Here is a 21,235-nt window from a genome sequence, read left to right as displayed (position 1 = left end):
TCTAAGTTGATGAATCTAGATATTAACACCGTTTGAATGTAATCTGTATTTGAACATTCCGAATATAAAACATAGGTATACATGTTTACTAACGACTTTCACTTCAATACTGAAAAGCAACTGAATAACAATTATGACACTGCTATTCTTCCATTCTGGGAGCAACATGCGCAGTCAAATAGTTTTAATGGTGTTGATGATAAAAAAGTACATACCGTAAATATTCGAACAGGAAACAATAAAGCAATCCTAATTTGTCAGGGACGCAATGAAAGCGCATTAAAGTATAAAGAACTCGCCTTTGATTTAAATCGACAAGGTTATGATCTCTTTTTAATTGATCATAGAGGGCAAGGATTATCTCAACGTTTAGGGGGCGATAAACATCGCGCCCACATCAAACATTTCCAAGATTATATGAGCGACCTCCATACTTATGTTGAATCACTCAACTTTAACATTCATTATCAACACGCTTTCCTTTTGGCCCATTCAATGGGAGCAACCATTAGTGCGCTATATCTAGAACAATACAAACATCCCTTTAATGCATGTATTTTATTCAGCCCCATGTTCTCTCTCAACTTAGGGATGCCTACCGTATTAGCAAAACTTATCACCTGTAGCTATTCACTCATTGACCGTTGGTTTGTTAAAAATCCTAGTTATATTTTTCATGGTCAGGGGTATCACACAAGGCATTTTGAAAATAACCAATTAACCTCAAGTGAATTACGTTTTCAATTATCAAATCGCATTTTTATTGATCATCCAGAAGTACAGCTTGGCTCACCAACGATGCATTGGGTCAATGAAAGCATTTACGCAACTCGCCAAGCAATCAAACATGCTAATAAAATTGATATTCCAGTCTTAGCAATACAAGCAGGTGCAGATACCATTGTCTCGAATATCGGACAAGAACGCTTCTTTGCTAATCTGACAAAATATATTGATAATGAATTCATGGTTATTGCCTCCGCAAAGCATGAGATTTTAATAGAACAAGATCGCTACCGCATACCAGCATTAAACAAAGTACTTGAATTTATGCGCCGAATTCAAAATAATGAATCAAATAAGCCATGATAAACAATTAATCACTAGGTAGAGCATTAATGAAAAAATCACACATACTTATTACTAGTTTTTGCGCCATCATTTTACCATTAACTGTCAGCGCTTCTGACGACGTCAAAATAGATGCCGGTATTGCTTATGATATGGGATTTGGTCTAACAGCATTAGTTAACGACCAAGTCAATTTAATGATAGGTAAAAAAGGCATTGCTGCTGATTATCACCTGCAAAAAGGAACATTTAATGCAGACGTTCCTTTTACTTGGTATATAGCAGGAGGCGGTTACCATAAATGGGATGATGGTTTTGGTGCGCGTTTACCACTCGGCCTAAATATTAACTTTCAAAACAACCAACAAAATTGGAATGCTTATACTCAAATAGCACCAAGTATGGGCGTGGACGGTGATAGCGAAGCGAAATTCGATGCCCAGTTCTCTCTCGGTGTGCGCTATAGTTTTTAATTAATCATTGCCCTATTGAATTAAAGAATTCGCAATGCTTTAGTTCAATAGGTGACGTATAACATTTCACCACTTTTACTCCTCTTATTCACATGATCTATTTCCTTGCTATGATATGATACTTTGATTTTTATAATTCAATTCCAACGAGAAGAAAGCAACTATGCCTCAAAATGAAAATATTTACATTCAATCTGAAACCGTATTAATTACACCTGAAGAATTAAAAAACGAGATACCCGCGTCACAAGAAGTTAATCATTTTATTTCTGAGTCACGCCAAATTGTCTCGAATATTGTGCATAAAAAAGATCCACGCTTACTAGTTGTATGTGGACCTTGTTCTATTCACGATATTAAAGCAGCCAAAGAATATGCGATTAAATTAAAAGAGTTACATGAGCAGTTTAAAGATACGCTCTATATTGTTATGCGTGTTTATTTTGAAAAGCCACGTACGACAGTCGGTTGGAAAGGACTTATCAATGACCCGCATATGGATGACTCATTTGATATTGAGTTTGGTCTAAAACAAGCGCGTGAACTCATGTTATGGATTGCAGAATTAGGTCTACCGATTGCCACTGAAGCACTCGATCCAATTAGCCCACAATACATTGGCGACTTATTCAGTTGGGCGGCGATTGGTGCACGCACAACAGAATCTCAAACTCACCGTGAAATGGCAAGTGGCCTGTCAATGCCTGTTGGCTTTAAAAATGGCACAGACGGAAGCTTATCGACTGCGGTTAATGCAATGCAAGCAGCCTCTTCTGGTCATCGTTTTATGGGTATCAATCAAAAAGGTCAAAGTGCTTTACTACATACAAGTGGTAATAAAGACGGTCACGTTATTTTACGAGGCGGTGGCGGTAAACCAAACTACGATTCACTAAATGTTTCACTTGCAGAACAAGCGTTAACTAAAGCCGGTGTTGCTGAAATTTTAATTGTTGACTGTAGCCATGCGAATTCAAATAAAGATTACTCATTACAGCCATTAGTGGCGAAGGATGTCTTCCATCAAATAATCAAAGGTAATAAATCTATTATCGGTATTATGTTGGAAAGCAATATAAATGAAGGTAACCAATCCGCTGATTTACCAAAAGATGAATTACAATATGGTGTCTCTGTTACGGATGCTTGTATTAATTGGCCTTCAACTAGCCAGCTACTTGCAGAAGCAGCTAGCCTATTAAAAGACGTTTTAAAAACTAGATAAGAAGAAATGTATGCCTTTAACTAAATTAAGAGATCAAATTGATGCTGTTGATCAGCAGTTAATTGATTTACTCGCTGAGCGCTTACGCTTGGTCGGGAAGGTTGGTGAAGTAAAAACTGAGCATGGATTACCAATTTATGTACCTGAACGCGAAGCAGAAATGCTAAGCAAACGGCGCGCAGAAGCTGAAAAAAAAGGCGTACCTGCTAATTTAATTGAAGATATTTTACGTAGAACGATGCGTGAATCCTATGCTAGTGAAAATGAGACAGGTTTTAAAACGGTTAATCCGAATATGAAACGTATCGTTATTATCGGCGGCAATGGATTGCTTGGTAAACGCTTTGTTGAAATGTTTACACTATCGGGTTATCAGGTTGATGTATTGGGACGCGGTAATTGGGATCAGGCAAAACAAATCTGCAGTCAAGCTGGTTTGGTCATTGTTGGTTCTCCGATTGACGTGACAATATCAGTGATTGAACAACTCTCTTATCTACCAGAAGATTGTATTCTTGCCGATATCACCAGTGTAAAAGATGCACCTTTACAGGCAATGATGAAAGTTCATAAAGGGCCTGTTGTCGGTTTACACCCAATGTTCGGTCCGGATATATCCAGCTTTGCTAAACAGGTTATTGTTTATTGTGATGGACGTGGTAAAGATAATTACATGTGGTTAATCGAACAAATGAAAATTTGGGGCGCACATGTTTATAACGTAGAAGCGAAAACACACGATGAGTCAATGACGTTGATTCAAGCACTACGTCACTTTACAAGTTTTGTATATGGTGTTCATCTCAAAGAAGTGGATGCGGACTTAAAACAATTATTAGATTTAAGTTCTCCTATCTACCGCTTAGAATTAGCCATGGTTGGACGCTTATTTGCTCAGGAGCCAACGCTTTACGCCGATATAATCATGTCGCAGAAAAATAATTTGACCATGATTAAGCGCTACCATAAGCAGTTTGCCGATGCGATTGAGTTATTAGAGAATGGTGACCGAGAAGCCTTTATCGACCGCTTCAAGTCAGTAACAGACTGGATGGGGGACTATTCTTCGTTATTTCTTAATGAAAGTCGCTCTCTACTTCAGCAAGCTCATGATAACCGCCAATACGAAGAGAAATAAATAGTTTGTAAGTACTTTTCTTTAGGCAAATAAAAAGGAGGTTAATGACCTCCTTTATTTATCTACCTTGAAATATCCTAGGTATTGTTAAGAACTCGTTATCGATTTATGCAACAAATTCTTTATTTAACTTTATTTCAGCATCAGATTCTACTTCAACTTCTGCCTCTTCAACTATCTCTCCTGAAATTTCACCATTGCGGCACATATCCTTACCGTGATTTTTAGCACGGGCTGCTTCTGATTTGTGGATATATTTATTTAATTGACGTTCGATTTTCTGGAATAATTGTCCAATTGCGGTATACAGATCTTCGTGTTCAGCGCTGGCAAATATTTTATCGCTAGGGACTCCGATATTTGCTTCAATTTTTACACCTTTAGGTTCTTTCGTAATAATGCAGTGTGGTTTAATCAAGGGAACCTGTAATTTTTCTAATTTTTCAAAACGTTCCTCTACTTTAGTGCGCATTGTGTCAGTGATAGTAATTTGTTTGCTAGTAATTTCAATTCTCATAGAAGACACCTTTATGTTGTACACGTATTGTGTTGTAAATAGATTATGCTTTTTGAATCTTTTAAAATGTGATATTTATCTCGTTAATTTTCCTTATTTTGGTGAATGAATTTTTTCTTGAGCCATGCTCGTTTTATTAAAACAAATAACAAAAAACACTTGTTGAATACATTAAGTTAGTGCACTCTTGAATGAATAAGTTCCTTGCTCCATTCATTTTTTTCTTAAAAATCCTTTTTTTCATCTGTTGTTTTGCTATCGTTATTCTTTTATCAGCTACAGTTGAACTAATATATGTCACGACTCATTAATATTAAGTGTATACGTGTTTTACTATTTTGCTACTTGTTTATTTGCAACCATGTTGCTGTTGCAAGTTCCTGGCAATATGCACTTAGCATGTATGGTGATTTAAAATACCCTTCTGATTTTACCCATTTCGATTATGTTAATCCTGATGCGCCAAAGGGGGGAATATTTAAACGTGCATCAATAGGTAGTTTTGACTCATTAAATCCATATATTGTAAAAGGTACGCCCGCAACAGGGATTAGTATGATTTACGATACGTTATTAAAACAATCAAACGACGAACCCTTTAGCAACTATGGATTAATCGCTGAAAAAATTAACGTTGCAGACGATTACTCCTCAGTTTCTTTTTTAATTAATAAAAAAGCACGATTTCATGACGGTCATCCTATAACAGCAAACGATGTTAAATTTACCTTTAATCTATTAATTGAAAAAGGCGCACCGCTGTACAAGTCATACTACTCCAGTGTAAAAAAGGTGGTCGTTGATAACCCGCAACAGGTGACTTTTTTCTTTAATGAAAAAGGTAATCGTGAGTTACCCCTTATTATTGGGCAGCTCGCTATTCTTCCTGAGCATTATTGGACCGATAAGGATTTTACTAAGAGCAGTTTAGATATTCCTCTTGGTTCTGGTGCTTATCAAGTTGGCAGCTTTGAAGCAGGAAAACGAATTACCTACCAAAGAGTAAAAGATTACTGGGCTAAGGATCTTCCCGTCAATAAGGGCATAGATAATTTTGATTCACTCATTTTTGATTACTATAGAGATGATGGCGTTGCCTTTGAAGCTTTTAAATCAGGTGCCTTTGATTATCGCCTAGAAAGTTCTTCTAAACGTTGGGCAACGGGGTACCAAGGAGGAAATTTTGCCTCGGGCAACATTCTAGTGGAAACGATTCCCGATAGAACCCCTCAGGGAATGCAAGGATTTTGGTTTAATATACGAAAAGATAAGTTTAAGGATGTGAACGTCCGCAAAGCAATAGGACTTCTATTTGATTTTGAATGGTCCAACAAAACCCTCTTTTATGGCGCCTATACTCGTACTAATAGTTTTTTTGCAGGTTCAGAATTAGCTACTGGCATTAATATATCAGAACCTGAAAAAAAAATATTATCACCTTATAAATCATCTTTACCGAATGATGTCTTCTCTCCAATAAAATTAAGTCAGACGAACGCAGATGGCAATGTTCGCCCGCAAATGCGCGAAGCAGTGAAGTTACTCGCCAAGGCAGGCTATCAATTAAAAGATAGCAAAATGCAGGATCAAGATGGCCACCAGCTAAGTTTTGAATTTTTGTTATACAGTAAAAGTTTTGAACGAATCGTGCAGCCATTTCGACGCAACTTACAACGTATTGGGATTAATACATCAATTCGCTTGGTCGATATTTCACAATTTATCAATCGATTAAATAACTTTGATTTTGATATTGTCTCACTCCCTAAAGGGCAATCTATTTCACCAGGAAATGAACAAATCGCCTATTGGGGTTGTGACAGTAGCATGCAAATCGGTACTTCAAACTGGACTGGGTTATGTAATCCTGCTATTGATAAATTAGCTAAACAAATCAACATAGCAAGTACACGAGAAGAATTAGTCAATACCGTCAAAGCACTGGATCGTGTTTTACTGACTGAGCATATTGTTATCCCTCAATGGTACTTGCCCGCCTATCGAATTGCTTACTGGAATAAATTTTCTCATCCAAAAACTGCACCTATTTACGATCTTGGGGTCTCAACTTGGTGGAGTAAATCTGCCGCAGAAAATAATGGAGATGCTAATTAATGCGTAATTATATATTTCGCCGGCTTTTGCTTATCATTCCAACCTTGATTGGTATTATGACGCTTAATTTTTTTATTGTACAAATCGCTCCGGGGGGTCCCGTTGAGCAAGCGATAGCTAAATACCAAGGTATCGGAGATGCAAATTCAGAACGTATTGCATCAGGTACACAGAGTGAAATAAAAAAAACTAACACGAGTCAGTATCGTGGGGCGCAAGGTGTCGCTCCAGAATATATAAAAGAATTAGAGAAGCTGTATGGATTTGATAAGCCGCTTGGCGAGCGTTATATCTCCATGTTGTGGCGTTATGCTAAATTTGATTTTGGTGAAAGTTTTTATCGCGATAGAAAAGTAACGGATTTAATTATAGATAAAATGCCTGTTTCTATTTCACTAGGATTGTGGACAACCTTACTTGCCTACTTAATATCAATACCATTAGGTATAAAAAAAGCGGTGGCACACGGTAGTCGTTTCGATATTTGGAGTAGTACCATTGTCACGATTGCCTATGCGATACCCGCTTTTATCTTAGCCATTATGCTGATTGTTCTCTTTGCTGGCGGTTCATACTACGACTGGTTCCCGCTGCGAGGCTTAACCTCGGATAATTTTGATCAGCTAAGCCTATTTGCACAAATCAAAGATTATTTTTGGCATTTAACGCTCCCCATTTTAGCATCTGTATTAGCAAGCTTTGCAACACTCACCATGTTAACAAAAAACTCTTTTCTCGATGAGATCCATAAACAGTATGTGATCACTGCGCGTGCCAAAGGTTGTTCACAAAATAGAATTTTATACGGCCATATCTTTCGCAATGCCATGCTACTTGTACTGGCGGGTTTGCCTGCCGCACTTATTGGTATATTTTTTACCGGCTCGATGCTAATCGAAGTTATCTTCTCCTTAGATGGGTTAGGCTTGCTCGGTTTTGAATCGGTGATTAATCGCGACTATCCGGTGATTTTTGCATCCCTCTATATTTTTACTCTAGTAGGATTAATACTTAAATTGATCAGCGACGTTACTTATACCTTAATCGATCCACGTATTACCTTTGAGGGGCGTTAATATGTCATTAGTAACGACTTGGCTAAAAATAAAAAATAATCCCGTTAATACCAATCGATGGGCTCAATTTAAAAATAATAAACGTGGCTATTGGTCACTATGGATTTTTTTAATCTTATTCTCGCTTAGTTTAGTAGCCGAACTATGGATAAATGACAAACCTATTATGGTTTCCTATCAACAGAAATGGTACTTCCCAATTGTTGAAGATGTCCCAGAAACGCAATTAGGCGGCGATTTTGATATCACCACGGATTATAGCGACCCGTATATGATTGAGCAGATTGAAAAAAACGGTTGGATCCTGTGGCCATTAGTGCCCTTTTATTATGACAGTATTAACTTTGAGCTTACCGAACCTGCACCTTCTCCACCGAGTAATATTAATTATTTAGGCACCGATGATCAGGGACGAGATTTACTGGCTCGGCTTGTTTATGGTTTTAGGATTTCAACATTATTCGCACTCACCCTTACTTTTTTTAGCTCTGTTATCGGCATTGCCCTTGGCGCCATCCAAGGGTATTACGGCGGCCGAATTGACTTATTTGGACAACGACTGTTAGAAATTTGGGAAGGTCTACCGATGTTATTTATGCTGATTATTTTAGCGAGTTTTGTCGAGCCCACTTTCTTCTGGTTACTCGGGTTAATGATTTTATTCAGTTGGCCAAGCTTGGTTAGTGTCGTCCGCGCAGAGTTTTTACGTGGACGTCATTTGGAATATGTAAAAGCAGCCACCGCTTTGGGTGTTAGCGATCGAAAAATTATGTTTAAGCATATTCTTCCAAATGCAATGATCGCGACACTGACTTTTATGCCGTATTTATTTACCGGTGCACTCACCACATTAACCTCCCTTGATTTTCTCGGATTTGGTTTACCGCTAGGCTCTGCATCACTAGGCGAAATGGTGGCACAAGGAAAAGACAACTTACAAGCGCCTTGGCTAGCAATTACTGCTTTTATTTCTTTGTCGACCATATTAGTTCTATTGGTCTTTATCGGCGAAGCTGCACGTGATGCTTTTGATCCGAGGAAATCACTATGACCATTAATAAATCGAACAATGAATTATTGAAAGTAGATAATCTATCAATTAATTTTGGCCATCAAGCCATTGTGAAACATGTTAGCTTTTGTCTCAATAAAGGTGAAACCTTAGCGATTGTTGGCGAAAGTGGCGCAGGGAAATCATTGCTTGGCCTTTCTATTTTGCAATTACTCCCCTACCCACAAGCACACCACCCATCTGGACAGATTTACCTATCTGGACAACAATTAGTTGGCGAAGATAAAGCGGTACTAGAAGCAATTCGTGGCAACAAAGTTGGCATGATTTTTCAAGAGCCAATGACGTCGCTTAATCCGCTTCATACTATTTACAAACAAGTCTCAGAAACCCTATTAATTCATAAAGGAATTACTGGAAAACAGGCCAAAAAGCGCGTGCTTGAATTGTTAGATCTGGTTGGCATTAATTCCCCAGAAGAACGATTAAATTCCTATCCTCATGAGTTATCAGGAGGCCAACGTCAACGGGTAATGATTGCAATGGCTCTAGCGAATGAACCTGATTTACTAATCGCTGACGAACCCACTACGGCACTAGATGTTACGATTCAAAAACAGATTTTAGATCTGCTCAAATCATTACAACAACGACTCAATATGGGAATATTGATCATCAGTCATGATCTTCAAGTTGTTCGCTCAATAGCAGATTCAGTACTTGTTATGCGCGACGGAGAAAAAATTGAGTATAGTAAAACAGATATTATTTTTAACAACCCGCAACACCCCTATACCAAAGTATTATTAGATGCGATGCCATCGGGTTCACTTCCTCCATTGCAACACCCTAAACTTATACTCAGTGCAAAAAATATTAATGTTGCGTACCCACTCAAAAAGAATTTTTGGGGTAAAACAATAAACAGTTTACAGGCCGTCGATGATGTCAGTCTCGATATACATCAAGGTGAGACCGTCGCCATTGTTGGTGAGAGTGGTTCAGGTAAGAGCACCCTTGCGCAAGCGATACTCCAACTTAATAAAAGTACTGGAAAGATTGTTTACATGGGTAAACAAATTGATGCAATAGGCCATTCTGATCTACAAGCATTACGGGCTGAACTTCAAATTGTATTCCAAGACCCCTTCGCAAGCTTAAGCCCACGTTTATCGGTTCGCGATATTATTGCCGAAGGCTTGGAAGTTCATCAACCTCAATTAAGTACTCAAGATGTTAATAATAAGGTTGAAGCAACACTCATTAAAGTCGGACTTGATAAAGACACTGCATCACGTTATCCACATCAATTTTCAGGCGGACAACGACAAAGAATATCCATTGCACGTGCATTAATTTTACAACCACAATTAATCGTATTAGATGAACCAACTTCAGCCCTAGACCGTAGTGTACAAAAACAAATATTAAAATTGTTAATAGATCTACAAAAAGAGTTTAGTTTAAGCTATCTTTTCATTAGCCATGATTTATCTGTTATTAAATCAATTAGTCATCGCGTTTTAGTCATGCAAACAGGTAAGATAGTAGAACAAGGCGAAACCGATGCGATTTTTAGTCGGCCAAAACATGAATATACACAATTATTATTGTCATCTGCGATGGTATAACCAATGGGATATAAAATTATTAGTACATTAACTCCGATTAAAAAAATATCTTGTCTGTTCTTTAGTTTGTTACTTCAGTCGAGCTTAACCCAAGCACTGACATTAGACGAGCAACGGACTCTCTATGCCAATACGGTTAAACTCCAGGAACAGGGATTATGGCTTGAAGCACAACAGCAATCTCAAGTATTAGGTGATTACCCTTTACGCTACTTGCTTGATTATGCATACCTTAAGGAAAACTTTAGTCCGGCAAATTTACCAACCATTCAAGCGTTTATTAAAAAAAATTCAGAACATAAAATCAGTAATGATTTACAACGTAGTTATTTATATTACTTAGCTAAAAATAGATATTGGTCAGAATATCTTACATTTTACCCTGCGCTGCCAAAATCAAGAGATTTAAAGTGTTATCAATTCCAAGCAAAAATAGCCTTAAATAAAGCACAAAAAATATGGCCTGATGTCGAAAAAACATGGTTAACTGGATATTCATTACCAAACGCTTGTGATCCTGTTTTAGCTTATTACTTTGCCAATAAAAAAATCACCCAACCATTAATTTGGGAACGATTTAAATTAGCATATCAAAGTAACCAAACGTCTTTACTCCGTTATCTCAGTAAATTGATAAATACGTCGAATCAATCTCTCGCACAAGAATTACTCGATGTAAATCAAGCGCCAGAAAAAATATTAACCAATGATTTATTTAAACAGCGTAAAGACAGCCAATACGACTTATTAATTCCCACTATTCAAAGATTAGCGAGAAAAAATATTAATCTCGGGATGGACGCTTACGCACTTTATAATAAAAGAATAGGGTTTAATGCATCCGAAAAAAACACACTAAAAAAATACTTGGTAAATCGTATTCTGATCCACGAAAGAAGCGCTTTATTTCCATGGCTAGATAAAGAACTCCCCAGTTTACATGACGATTCACTGGTCGAGCGACGCATCCGTTATGCCATCAAACATAATAACTGGGCTGATATTGAATTTTGGATACAACAATTATCCGCATCCCAAAAATTAAACAGTAAATGGCAATATTGGCAAGCCCGTGTTTTTGAAAATAATAATGCATCGCAAAAGGCAGATTTATTATATAAAAAGCTTGCTAACACCCGTACTTATTACGGTTTTTTAGCGGCTCAGAAATTAGGGCTAACCTATCAATTTAATGCCCTTGTTGTACCTAACAATCTCAAAAGCTTAAGTCCTTATGAGACAGCACTTGCGCATATAGGTGAATTATTTTTTCAAAAACACATCACATTATTAAAACGTGAATGGGAAGGATTACTTCAAGGAAAAAATATTGATCAACAAAGACAATTGGGTTTATATGCAAAACAAAACGGATGGTCCCATCTTTCTGTTGTTGCAAGCATCCGATCTAAAAGTTGGGATGCATTAAATATCCGTTTCCCAGAAGTAAAACCTGATATATTTAATTACACGGCAGATAAATACAAAATAGCTTCAAGTTATATCTATGCCATTACACGTCAGGAAAGTTCTTTTGATGAATATGCTAATTCCCCCGCTGGTGCAAAAGGTTATATGCAATTAATGCCAGGTACTGCGAAGGAAACTGCACGTAAAATTGGTTTAACTGATTATAAAAGCACTGCGCAATTATCGGAAGGTGAAATCAATTTACAACTTGGAGGTGCTTATCTGAATATGCTTTTAGAGCGTTATCAAGGTAACCGAGTCCTCGCTACAGCCGCCTATAATGCAGGACCTAACCGAGTTGATCGCTGGCTTGCTAATGCACAAAAGAACAATTTATCAATGGATAGTTGGGTCGAAAGCATTCCCTATAATGAAACCCGACGTTATGTGAAAAATGTACTCGCTTATAATGTTATTTATCAACATATCTTAGATAAACCGCTTGAGTTTTTAACCAACCAAGAAATTAATACACACTTTTAAATATATAACATCTACCAGCACTGATTATTATCAGTGCTGCCATCACTTGTATGATGGCTGTTTTGATCAATAAACAAAGTCCGGCAATCGACCACATCTCGATACTGTGACGCATCCATTTTAGCTTCAGCTTTCATCAAATAGGTTTTTACCCCCGCAGAAACAACACTAAAGTTATAATAATCGTGATCTGTTGGTAAACCAACACTGGCTGCTAAATTTGAATAACTACTTAAAATATATAAATTAGTTTGCTTCAATTGTGCCTTCAATAATTCAGTTTGCGCATCAGTTCGTCGGCTTTGTATGATATGAGATTGGTAGGATGGGTAGGCAAGCGAAGATAGAATGGCCACAATGGCAATTACAATTAATAACTCAATTAACGTAAATCCAGATTTACTTTCCATCAATGAAACGACCACTCTCCTCAGCTTCAGTTCTTAAAATAACAGATGATATTGAGATAACTAATATCAGTGTAGAAAGTAATCGACCGGATTGCAAAAATGGGATTTATTAATTATTCATGTTTAACGGCTAAGCAAATAGTTTTTTAATAACCTCAAGTGTGACTTTCATATCTTTGCAACTCACGGGCGTAATAAAGACGGTATCATCACCGGCAATCGTCCCAAGAATACCTTCTGCTTTACCAATAGAATCAAGTAAACGCGCAATAAGTTGAGCTGCACCGGGGCTTGTATGAATAATAATAAGGCTTTCGTTATGATCAATATCAAGCACTAAGTTCTTAAGTGGACTCGTGGTCATCGGAATGCCTAACTCAGCAGGCAAACAATATACCATCTCACCTTTAGCATTGCGTGTACGCACGGCACCCGATTTACTCAACATGCGAGAAACTTTAGATTGATTAATATTATGAAAACCCGCTTGTAATAAAGCGTCTACAATTTCACCCTGTGAACTCAATCGTTCTTTTTTTAACAAATCTCTAAAAAAGTCCATTAATTCGATCGTGTGCTTCATATTGAATAACTCTAAAACAAATTTCTAGGGAAATAACTGTAAGATAAAAACAATTATCAATAAATAAATCGTTAATAAATATGCATAAATATTCATATTTATTTTGGTGAATTGTACCTTTATTTCCATCATCATGCTATGCCAATCACCAATGAGAAATAAATCGTCAATACAATAAGAAATTTTAAATGCCATAAAGCGCATTCAAATATGAAAAGGTTCGACCACTATCACCTCTCTAAATTGTGCATTATTCACCCGATTTACTTGTATTGATCACATTCAAACAATCATCTCAACGAAATCTCTACTTTTTAAAAAAAAGAAGACTAATCTATTTAAAGTTATGATCACTTTTGGAGGTTTCTATGGGTAGCATAAAAGTAGCAGTAATAGGGGCAGCAGGCGGAATTGGTCAAGCATTATCTTTATTATTAAAAATTAATTTACCAGAAAATTCTATTTTATCACTATACGATACCAATCCAATGACACCGGGAGTCGCTAAAGATTTAAGCCATATACCAACAAGTATTCAAGTTGAAGGCTATAGCGGAGACGATGGACTTAAGAATACAATCAAAGATGCCAACGTTATTATTATTTGTGCAGGTATCGCTAGAAAACCGGGTATGGATAGAGCCGATTTATTCAATAACAATGCAAATACCGTTAAATACATTATTGAAAATATAGCTGAAATTTCACCCAACGCATGTATTGGGATAATTACGAATCCGATTAACACACTCGTTGCACTTGCAGCGGAAGTATTAAAAAAAGCCAATATTTACGATAAACGCAAACTGTTTGGTATAACGACTCTTGATATTATTCGTGCAGAAGATTTTATTGCCGAAGAAAAAGGTATTCCCGCTGAATATGTTCATATCAGTGTAATTGGAGGCCACAGTGGTAAAACAATATTACCAGTTCTTTCACAAGTACAAGGGGTTAAATTCACGGAAGAAGAAGTGATTGAACTAACCAAACGTATTCAAAATGCCGGCACAGAAGTCATAGAAGCCAAAGCAGGTAGTGGCTCCGCAACCCTATCAATGGCACATGCAGCCTCCATTTTCTGCGTTAGCCTTGTCAAAGCCCTATTAGGGAAACAAGGTATTATTGAAAATGCATATGTTGATGGTGGTAACCCCTGCTCTCCTTTTTTTACTCAACCTTTATTATTAGGCGTGCATGGTATTGAACGGGTTTTACCTTTTGGAGAATTAAGTCCATTCGAGGAGAAAACAAAACAAGATATGATAAAAATACTACATGCAGATATTCAAAAGGGAATTGATTTTATAAAAACAAAATAAAAATCAATTAAAACAAAAATATCAGTGGCAAAATTAACTTTTTCCTTCAATACTTAAATTGATATGAAAAACAATCGTGAAATAACGTGATATTGCATCAAAAAAGGAAATAGATGGTTAGCGAGTACTGCATGATTAATTAAAAACATGCAGTTTTCTACGGGCATATTTTCTTTAACACCATCATTCAACCATGAAAATAAATCTTTTGTTATAACAACTATGGAGTAAAGGATGCACAACACATTAGCAATTGTACTAGCCGGCGGAACTGGCTCTCGATTATCACCGTTAACCAATGATAGAGCAAAACCAGCAGTTCCTTTTGGAGGAAAATACCGAATTATCGACTTCACACTCACTAATTGTTTGCATTCTGGTTTAAGGCGAATACTTGTTTTAACACAATATAAATCACATTCATTGCAAAAACATTTACGCGATGGATGGTCTGTATTCAATCCAGAACTAGGTGAATACATTACTGTTGTTCCTCCACAAATGCGCAAAGGAGAAAAATGGTACAGTGGAACTGCCGATGCGATTCACCAAAATCTTTGGCTACTTTCTCGTAGTGAAGCGAAGTATGTGGTGGTGTTATCAGGTGATCATATATATAGAATGGATTACTCCCCGATGCTTGAACAGCATCGTTTAAATAAAGCAGATTTAACCGTTGCTTGTATGGAAGTGCCCGTTGAGGAGGCAAGTTCCTTTGGAGTGATGAGTATAAATGAAGATAAAAAAATTCTCGAATTTAGTGAAAAACCGCAATCCCCTGCAACTATTCCGAATAATCCTAACAAAAGCCTCACCTCAATGGGCATTTATATTTTTACCACAGAAGCACTTATAAAAGCATTAGAAGAAGATGCCCTTAATGAAAGCTCAAAACATGATTTTGGCTATAATATTATACCAACATTTCTTGATAAACAGACGGCTTACGCTTATCGCTTTGGTGATCAAACAGGTCGAGTAACTCAAGATGCATATTGGCGGGATGTAGGCAGTATTGATTCATTTTATCAAGCAAACATGGATCTTCTACAACCCGAACCACCGATCAATTTATATCAGCGTGATTGGGGAATTCGCACATCAGCACCGCAATTGCCGCCAGCAAAAACAATTTCCACAGCCGTCAATAAACACGTGACAACGATTAATTCCATGATTTCTAATGGGGCTGTCATCATCGATTCAACGGTTACTAACTCCATCATTTCATCGAATGTCCATATTCATGCAGACTCAACAATATCCCACAGTATTCTTTTTGATAATGTCCAAGTTGGAGAAAATTGCAACTTACAAAATTGTATTATTGATAAGCATGTTAAAATACCGGCAGGTACTGAAATTGGCGTTAATCCACAGGAAGATAAAAAGTATTTTACCCTTTCAGAGAATGGCATTGTTGTCGTACCAGAAAACTATCAATTTGCGTCATAAACTGAAACACAATTAAAAAACCTGTTGATCAACGTTTCACAGGTTTTTTAAACCGCATTTATTGGTTATATATTGAAAATACTCGCGCCTGTTTCTGCACTAGAGACTATTTTACGAAACATAGAGAATAATTCACGCCCCGCACCAATATGTTCATAGGCTAAGTCAGGATGATATTCTGGTCGCATCGCTAAATCAGCTTTAACGGTAATATTTCCATTATTAGCATCTAAACAAATAATATCTCCATCTTGCAATTTACTTAATACGCCTCCGCACAATGCTTCAGGCGTTATATGAATAGCAGCAGGCACTTTACCCGATGCCCCCGATAAACGCCCATCTGTCACTAAAGCCGTTTTAAAACCAGCTTTCATTACATTACCGAGTATAGGCATTAATTTATGTAATTCAGGCATCCCGTTTGCTGAGGGCCCATTATGACGAACAACAATAATGACATCTTTATTTAATTGACCTGCTTTATAAGCAGTCTCTACATCATGCTGAGATTCAAACACCATGGCAGGTGCTTCTACAAAACGGTTTTCTTCAGCAACTGCACTTATTTTTATAACACCACGACCAATATTACCATCCAGTACTCTCAATCCTCCTTGCTGGCTGAATTGTTTCGATGGTGCAGCTATCACATCGGTATTCAATGAATCCGTCGCAGTAATAAATTGAACCTCACCATCAACTAATACAGGTTGTTTTAAGTAATCCTGCATAGTACCAAAAATAGGCATTGCATCCATATTAAGTAAGTCTCGATCTGCCAACATTTTCATTAATGTAGGCACTCCTCCTGCTGCTTGAAAAGCGTTGATATCTGCTGGGCCATTCGGATACATCAAGGTTAAAGATGGCACAACTTTAGATAGTTGATCAAAATCATCCCAAGTAACAATCAATCCGGAAGCCCTTGCAATAGCGATCATGTGAATAGTATGGTTAGTGCTCCCACCGGATGCGAGTAATGCCACTAAGCCATTAACGATAGTTCTTTCATCAACCACTTCAGCAAGTGGGCGATAATCGCTGCAACCGTGTGTAATCGTCGCCATATGCTTCGCAACTTTATCCGTCAATGCATGACGTAAACTGGAATTGGGTGGTAAAAATGCAGAGCCAGGAAGCATTAACCCCATCGCTTCAAAAACAAGTTGATTAGTATTCGCTGTTCCATAGAAAGTACAAGTACCAGGTGAATGATAAGCACTATTTTCCATATCTTGTAATGCTGTTTTATCTATTTCACCAGCTGCATATTGCTGACGTATTTTTACTTTCTCTTCGTTGGTTATCCCCGTTGGCATAGGACCAGAAGGCACAAATGCGCTAGGAAGGTGGCCAAATGACAGTGCACCGATAATTTGTCCTGGTGCAATTTTGTCACATACACCAAGTAATAACGTTGCATCAAAGGTATTATGACTCAACGCAATTGCAGTTGCTTGCGCAATTAAATCACGAGAAAATAATGATAAATCCATTCCCGTTTGCCCTTGTGTCACACCATCACACATTGCAGGTACACCACCGGCAACCTGTGCACTATGACCCACATTTTTTAATGCATTTTTAATTTTATCTGGATAATCTTGATAGGGTTGATGCGCACTTAACATATCATTGTAGGCTGTCACAATCGCAACATTTGATCGAGTAAAATCCAAAATTGTTGATTTTTGTCCCGCACCACAAGAAGCCACCGTATGGGCTAGGTTTCCACAGGCAAGCATTGCGCGATCTTTGCCCGTTGAAGCTTGTTGCCGAATACGAGATAAATAATCACCTCGTAATTTACAACTCCGTTGCGCAATATTTTTAGTAACTTGTTCAATGATTTTATTCATAATCTGCCTTTGCCTGTATTTATCTGTCACTTTCATAAATAGTAGATCAAGGTGTAGTGTGGTATCTGGCTCTGCTCTTATCTGATTTTAAGATGCGAAATTGGTATTTAAAAAAATTAACTTTGAAGCAAAGTTCAAACGAACATCTTCGTGGTTATAAAGTATAAATTAACTTATAAATTTTACGCTTAAATCTACTCAATGCTCGCCTTAGGGTTTTCGCTTGAATGTGTATTTATAAAACTAGCAAAATAATCCATTAATCACATTTTTCGCTTCGATAACACAGCGCTCAATAACTTGTTCACGACTTCCATCAATATCAATAGGAATCACATTCATTTCATCACTTTGAGGGACTTCTAAAGTTAAAAACTGATTACGGAGTAAGGTAATGGGCATAAAATGATCTTTTCTATCAATCATTCTATTTTTTACGAGTTCAAAGTCCCCATGTAAAAACAGGAAGGTTATATGTTCATTACCATCACAAATTTGTTGTCTATATTTCTTCTTTAATGCAGAGCAAACAATAACTGCAGTTTCATTCTTTTTTTCAATACTGAAAGCAGCATCACGAATTCGCTCTAACCATGGAATGCGATCTTCATCTACAAGTGGCAATCCAGAAGACATCTTTAGAATGTTTGCTTTGGGATGAAGATCATCTCCATCAATAAATTTCGCATTGATACTCTTAGCTAAACTAGCACCAATCGTAGACTTTCCGGTAGAAGAAACTCCCATAATAATAAATACATGTCCTTTTTTTTCTACACTTATTCTATTTGAGTTCATATGCTTAACCTATGGTGAGTAAAGATTATGCACGAGTAGATGAAACGACATAATATCTGATGATTAGCTACCCTCAATATGTTACCCGTAACTATTTTTAGAGTAAAGATATATAAAATAACACTTAGCCTGTAAATTAAAAAGACTCTCCTTCGGTCATATTGAAACCAAAGTCATATTTGATTTTTTCGTTATTTATCCCCTCAATAGTATCAAGTAAGATGCTAGCACTCATTTCACCTATCTCATAACGAGGCGTGTATATACTCGTCAGCTTAGGACTAATAGCTTGACCAATATCTAAAGCGTTATAGCCAATGATCGAAATTTTTTCAGGAATACTAATTTTTAGTTCATTACAGGCAAGTATGGTTCCAACTGCAATATCATCATTTGTACAAAGTATGCCATCTAACTCAGGGCACTCCTCGAGAGCACATGCTAATAATTCTCGACCAAGCGTAAAGCTAGAATGTTTATTAGTCAGGAAATGGTATTTTTGTAACCCCATTTCAATAATCGCTCGATCATAACCCTGCATTCTTAATTTTGTTCGATTATCTAAACGCGCGCCAAAGTAACCAATATGACGCTTGCCACTTCGAATCATGTCCATCACGGCTGAATAAGAAGCAAATTCATGATCTAACCCGACATTCATATCAATTGGTTCATCGCATAGCTCCATTGCTTCGACGATAGGAATACCAACTGTTTTCAACATTTTTAATGTGCGTGGTGTATGGTTTGTATCTGTTAAAATTAGTCCATCAACATTATAAGAAAGTAAACTCGCAATTTTTCTTTCTTCGACCTTTGAATCGTAACCAAAATGCGAAATTAATACTTCGTAGCCTCTTTCATTAGTAATAGACTCAATTCCCTGTGTAAAATTGGCAAAGACTTGATTTGATAAAGAAGGAAGTAAAATACCAATCGATTTACTCGATGACTTAGAAAGCATGGATGGTGCTCTATTATGGATGTAACCAGTTTCCTCTACAGCTTCAGCAATTTTCACTCGAGTTTTCTCTGAAACCAGCTCAGGATTGCGAAGAAAACGACTAACCGTCATTTTTGTTACACCAACACGATCTGCAATATCCTTAAGAGATGGTCGGATATTTTTCTTATTAGAAGCCATAATAGATATTTACTCATAATTTAAAATTAAATGTTACGGTAACATATAGTATAGGAATAACGTAAACGTTTCTATTAACAGGCAAAACACATCCCATTAATTAATAATATAGTGAGATATACCTGATCAATTAATTAAACAATTAGTAAACACTATAAATAAATTTTATTATGCAGTGATGTTACCAGTAACCAAGAAAATAAAAAATAATACCAATTGTATTAAATATATGATCTAAATTTTGCGCTGGAAAAATGGTTTAGTTTGAGACGAAAATTGATATAAATGGTTGTTTCCTTAACGAAACTTTCAACAAAGAAATAAACTATTTTAACCAGCAAAATAGATCAGCTAATTATTACGATTGGTATAATAGCAATAAAACATTATTTATCACTCCGGTTAATACTACTAAGGGAATATTTAAATGGGATGCTTAAAAAATAAAAAAGTCTTTATTACAGGTGCAGAGCAAGGGATTGGATTTCACTCTGCAAAACAATTAATTGAAGCAGGTTGTGATATCTATATACACTATTTCAATGGAACTGAAGGACCTGAGGAATTAGTCGCATTGGCCAACTCACTCGGCCAAAAGGCCATGTATAATTTTGCTGACCTAAGAAATGAAGAAGCAACGAAGCATTGTGTTAATGAGGCAGCAGATTTCTTAGATGGTATTGATATATTAATAAATAATGTTGGTGGCATTGTTGCTCGCAAATGGTTAGGAGATATTGATAACAAATACTGGCAAACCGTTATAGATATCAATATGACAACCATGCTTAATGTTACACAAGCGGCATTACCATATCTTAAGCAGGCAGAAGAGGGTTCAAGTATTATAAATTTAGCGTCACTTGCAGGACGTTCAGGCGGGCACTCTGGTTCATTAGTATATTCCATGACAAAAGGTGCAGTACTAACATGGACTCGCTCACTAGCTGCAGAATTAGGTGAATTTGGTGTCCGGGTAAATGCAGTTGCACCTGGTTTAATCTTAGGCACACGTTTCCATAACCAACATACAACGAAAGAATCAGCTCAAGATACAATAAAAGGTATACCACTTAAAAGAGCCGGGAATTCTGACGATGTAGCAAGAACTATTAAGTTCCTAGCATCTGAATATGATGGATTTATTTCTGGTGCAACAATTGATATCAATGGTGGTGTTTATAGAATGTAGCAAAACAAATCCATATAAATTCATCAATCATGAGACATAAAAAAACCCTGTCAACATCAGTCAACAGGGTTTGTTTAATTAGGCGCTTGGCGATGCCCTACTCTCACATGGGGAAACCCCACACTACCATCGGCGCAACTGCGTTTCACTTCTGAGTTCGGCATGGAATCAGGTGGGACCACAGCGCTAGTGTCGCCAAGCATAAAAAGTAATTAGAAAAGCTGTTTGATTCTTGTTCTTTATTTATCTAATCTTTGC

18 protein-coding genes and 1 rRNA gene are annotated in these 21,235 nt (G+C 36.9%); 12 read left to right on the top strand and 7 right to left on the bottom strand.

Annotated elements, in window-relative coordinates; all coding sequences use genetic code 11:
* Positions 1 to 81 precede the first annotated feature (81 nt).
* From ACR30L_RS00670 to tyrA, 4 genes are all read left to right on the top strand, one after another.
* Positions 82 to 1,089, top strand: coding sequence for an alpha/beta fold hydrolase (locus ACR30L_RS00670; RefSeq protein ID WP_435236132.1), 1,008 nt, complete (start codon positions 82 to 84; stop codon positions 1,087 to 1,089).
* A 29-nt stretch (positions 1,090 to 1,118) separates the two neighbouring features.
* Positions 1,119 to 1,544, top strand: coding sequence for a hypothetical protein (locus ACR30L_RS00665; protein WP_435236131.1), 426 nt, complete (start codon positions 1,119 to 1,121; stop codon positions 1,542 to 1,544).
* A gap of 163 nt (positions 1,545 to 1,707) precedes the next feature.
* Entirely contained in the window at positions 1,708 to 2,769 is a 1,062-nt protein-coding gene (locus tag ACR30L_RS00660) for a 3-deoxy-7-phosphoheptulonate synthase (protein ID WP_435236130.1), read from the top strand.
* Positions 2,770 to 2,779: 10 nt separating this feature from the next.
* Positions 2,780 to 3,907 carry a bifunctional chorismate mutase/prephenate dehydrogenase gene (tyrA, locus tag ACR30L_RS00655; RefSeq protein ID WP_435236129.1) on the top strand — a complete coding sequence of 376 codons (1,128 nt, stop codon included), beginning with the start codon at positions 2,780 to 2,782 and terminating at the stop codon, positions 3,905 to 3,907.
* A gap of 106 nt (positions 3,908 to 4,013) precedes the next feature.
* On the opposite strand, the gene hpf is transcribed toward tyrA, so the two are convergent.
* Positions 4,014 to 4,424 carry a ribosome hibernation-promoting factor, HPF/YfiA family gene (gene hpf, locus ACR30L_RS00650; RefSeq protein WP_435236128.1) on the bottom strand — a complete coding sequence of 137 codons (411 nt, stop codon included), beginning with the start codon at positions 4,422 to 4,424 and terminating at the stop codon, positions 4,014 to 4,016.
* A gap of 399 nt (positions 4,425 to 4,823) precedes the next feature.
* Here hpf and ACR30L_RS00645 point away from each other — a divergent pair, with 399 nt between their 5' ends.
* Genes ACR30L_RS00645 through ACR30L_RS00625 form a run of 5 tightly spaced genes read left to right on the top strand, consistent with a single transcriptional unit; the run spans position 4,824 to position 12,211 of the window.
* Entirely contained in the window at positions 4,824 to 6,539 is a 1,716-nt protein-coding gene (locus ACR30L_RS00645; protein WP_435236127.1) for an extracellular solute-binding protein, read from the top strand.
* Positions 6,539 to 7,615 carry a microcin C ABC transporter permease YejB gene (locus ACR30L_RS00640; RefSeq protein ID WP_435236126.1) on the top strand — a complete coding sequence of 359 codons (1,077 nt, stop codon included), beginning with the start codon at positions 6,539 to 6,541 and terminating at the stop codon, positions 7,613 to 7,615. Before ACR30L_RS00645 ends, ACR30L_RS00640 begins: the two co-directional genes overlap by 1 nt.
* A 1-nt stretch (position 7,616) precedes the next feature.
* Positions 7,617 to 8,666, top strand: coding sequence for an ABC transporter permease (locus ACR30L_RS00635; protein ID WP_435236125.1), 1,050 nt, complete (start codon positions 7,617 to 7,619; stop codon positions 8,664 to 8,666).
* Positions 8,663 to 10,258, top strand: a complete 1,596-nt coding sequence (locus ACR30L_RS00630) for an ABC transporter ATP-binding protein (RefSeq protein WP_435236124.1) — start codon at positions 8,663 to 8,665, stop codon at positions 10,256 to 10,258. The genes ACR30L_RS00635 and ACR30L_RS00630 overlap by 4 nt, the downstream gene beginning before the upstream one ends.
* 3 nt (positions 10,259 to 10,261) lie before the next feature.
* Entirely contained in the window at positions 10,262 to 12,211 is a 1,950-nt protein-coding gene (locus ACR30L_RS00625; protein WP_435236123.1) for a transglycosylase SLT domain-containing protein, read from the top strand.
* A gap of 11 nt (positions 12,212 to 12,222) precedes the next feature.
* On the opposite strand, the gene ACR30L_RS00620 is transcribed toward ACR30L_RS00625, so the two are convergent.
* Both ACR30L_RS00620 and argR read right to left on the bottom strand, forming a co-directional pair.
* Positions 12,223 to 12,621 carry a type IV pilin protein gene (locus tag ACR30L_RS00620; protein WP_435237856.1) on the bottom strand — a complete coding sequence of 133 codons (399 nt, stop codon included), beginning with the start codon at positions 12,619 to 12,621 and terminating at the stop codon, positions 12,223 to 12,225.
* A gap of 130 nt (positions 12,622 to 12,751) precedes the next feature.
* The gene (argR, locus tag ACR30L_RS00615; protein WP_435236122.1) at positions 12,752 to 13,204 is read right to left on the bottom strand and encodes a transcriptional regulator ArgR; all 453 of its coding nucleotides are present in this window, start codon (positions 13,202 to 13,204) and stop codon (positions 12,752 to 12,754) included.
* A 377-nt stretch (positions 13,205 to 13,581) separates the two neighbouring features.
* On the opposite strand from argR, the gene mdh reads away from it, so the two are divergent.
* Both mdh and glgC read left to right on the top strand, forming a co-directional pair.
* The gene (gene mdh / locus ACR30L_RS00610; RefSeq protein WP_435237855.1) at positions 13,582 to 14,526 is read left to right on the top strand and encodes a malate dehydrogenase; all 945 of its coding nucleotides are present in this window, start codon (positions 13,582 to 13,584) and stop codon (positions 14,524 to 14,526) included.
* A 234-nt stretch (positions 14,527 to 14,760) separates the two neighbouring features.
* Positions 14,761 to 15,981, top strand: coding sequence for a glucose-1-phosphate adenylyltransferase (gene glgC / locus ACR30L_RS00605; protein WP_435236121.1), 1,221 nt, complete (start codon positions 14,761 to 14,763; stop codon positions 15,979 to 15,981).
* Positions 15,982 to 16,046: 65 nt separating this feature from the next.
* On the opposite strand, the gene edd is transcribed toward glgC, so the two are convergent.
* From edd to ACR30L_RS00590, 3 genes are all read right to left on the bottom strand, one after another.
* Positions 16,047 to 17,843 carry a phosphogluconate dehydratase gene (gene edd / locus ACR30L_RS00600; protein ID WP_435236120.1) on the bottom strand — a complete coding sequence of 599 codons (1,797 nt, stop codon included), beginning with the start codon at positions 17,841 to 17,843 and terminating at the stop codon, positions 16,047 to 16,049.
* A gap of 243 nt (positions 17,844 to 18,086) precedes the next feature.
* Positions 18,087 to 18,641, bottom strand: coding sequence for a gluconokinase (locus ACR30L_RS00595; RefSeq protein WP_435236119.1), 555 nt, complete (start codon positions 18,639 to 18,641; stop codon positions 18,087 to 18,089).
* A gap of 136 nt (positions 18,642 to 18,777) precedes the next feature.
* A complete protein-coding gene (locus ACR30L_RS00590) occupies positions 18,778 to 19,785 on the bottom strand; it encodes a substrate-binding domain-containing protein (protein WP_435236118.1) in 1,008 nt (335 codons plus the stop codon).
* 427 nt (positions 19,786 to 20,212) lie between these two features.
* Here ACR30L_RS00590 and ACR30L_RS00585 point away from each other — a divergent pair, with 427 nt between their 5' ends.
* Positions 20,213 to 20,977, top strand: coding sequence for an SDR family NAD(P)-dependent oxidoreductase (locus ACR30L_RS00585; protein ID WP_435236117.1), 765 nt, complete (start codon positions 20,213 to 20,215; stop codon positions 20,975 to 20,977).
* Between the two features lie 84 nt (positions 20,978 to 21,061).
* Here the strand turns inward: ACR30L_RS00585 and rrf are convergent.
* Positions 21,062 to 21,177 (bottom strand): 5S ribosomal RNA (rrf, locus tag ACR30L_RS00580).
* Positions 21,178 to 21,235: the final 58 nt, after the last annotated feature.

Source organism: Psychromonas saccharinae, from assembly GCF_051201515.1.
GTDB lineage: Bacteria > Pseudomonadota > Gammaproteobacteria > Enterobacterales > Psychromonadaceae > Psychromonas.
Note: the sequence above shows the minus strand (reverse complement) of the source record. Positions and strands in the feature narration are given on the sequence as shown.

Bases quoted from the DNA above. Each gene is read 5' to 3' on its own strand.
- ACR30L_RS00625 (WP_435236123.1), top strand. From the start codon at position 10,262: ATGGGATATAAAATTATTAGTACATTAACTCCGATTAAAAAAATATCT.
- edd (WP_435236120.1), bottom strand. From the start codon at position 17,843: ATGAATAAAATCATTGAACAAGTTACTAAAAATATTGCGCAACGGAGT.
- ACR30L_RS00665 (WP_435236131.1), top strand. From the start codon at position 1,119: ATGAAAAAATCACACATACTTATTACTAGTTTTTGCGCCATCATTTTA.
- ACR30L_RS00595 (WP_435236119.1), bottom strand. From the start codon at position 18,641: ATGAACTCAAATAGAATAAGTGTAGAAAAAAAAGGACATGTATTTATT.
- ACR30L_RS00630 (WP_435236124.1), top strand. From the start codon at position 8,663: ATGACCATTAATAAATCGAACAATGAATTATTGAAAGTAGATAATCTA.
- ACR30L_RS00590 (WP_435236118.1), bottom strand. From the start codon at position 19,785: ATGGCTTCTAATAAGAAAAATATCCGACCATCTCTTAAGGATATTGCA.
- ACR30L_RS00635 (WP_435236125.1), top strand. From the start codon at position 7,617: ATGTCATTAGTAACGACTTGGCTAAAAATAAAAAATAATCCCGTTAAT.
- tyrA (WP_435236129.1), top strand. From the start codon at position 2,780: ATGCCTTTAACTAAATTAAGAGATCAAATTGATGCTGTTGATCAGCAG.
- ACR30L_RS00660 (WP_435236130.1), top strand. From the start codon at position 1,708: ATGCCTCAAAATGAAAATATTTACATTCAATCTGAAACCGTATTAATT.
- ACR30L_RS00670 (WP_435236132.1), top strand. From the start codon at position 82: ATGTTTACTAACGACTTTCACTTCAATACTGAAAAGCAACTGAATAAC.
- ACR30L_RS00640 (WP_435236126.1), top strand. From the start codon at position 6,539: ATGCGTAATTATATATTTCGCCGGCTTTTGCTTATCATTCCAACCTTG.
- argR (WP_435236122.1), bottom strand. From the start codon at position 13,204: ATGAAGCACACGATCGAATTAATGGACTTTTTTAGAGATTTGTTAAAA.
- hpf (WP_435236128.1), bottom strand. From the start codon at position 4,424: ATGAGAATTGAAATTACTAGCAAACAAATTACTATCACTGACACAATG.
- glgC (WP_435236121.1), top strand. From the start codon at position 14,761: ATGCACAACACATTAGCAATTGTACTAGCCGGCGGAACTGGCTCTCGA.
- ACR30L_RS00645 (WP_435236127.1), top strand. From the start codon at position 4,824: ATGTATGGTGATTTAAAATACCCTTCTGATTTTACCCATTTCGATTAT.
- ACR30L_RS00585 (WP_435236117.1), top strand. From the start codon at position 20,213: ATGGGATGCTTAAAAAATAAAAAAGTCTTTATTACAGGTGCAGAGCAA.
- ACR30L_RS00620 (WP_435237856.1), bottom strand. From the start codon at position 12,621: ATGGAAAGTAAATCTGGATTTACGTTAATTGAGTTATTAATTGTAATT.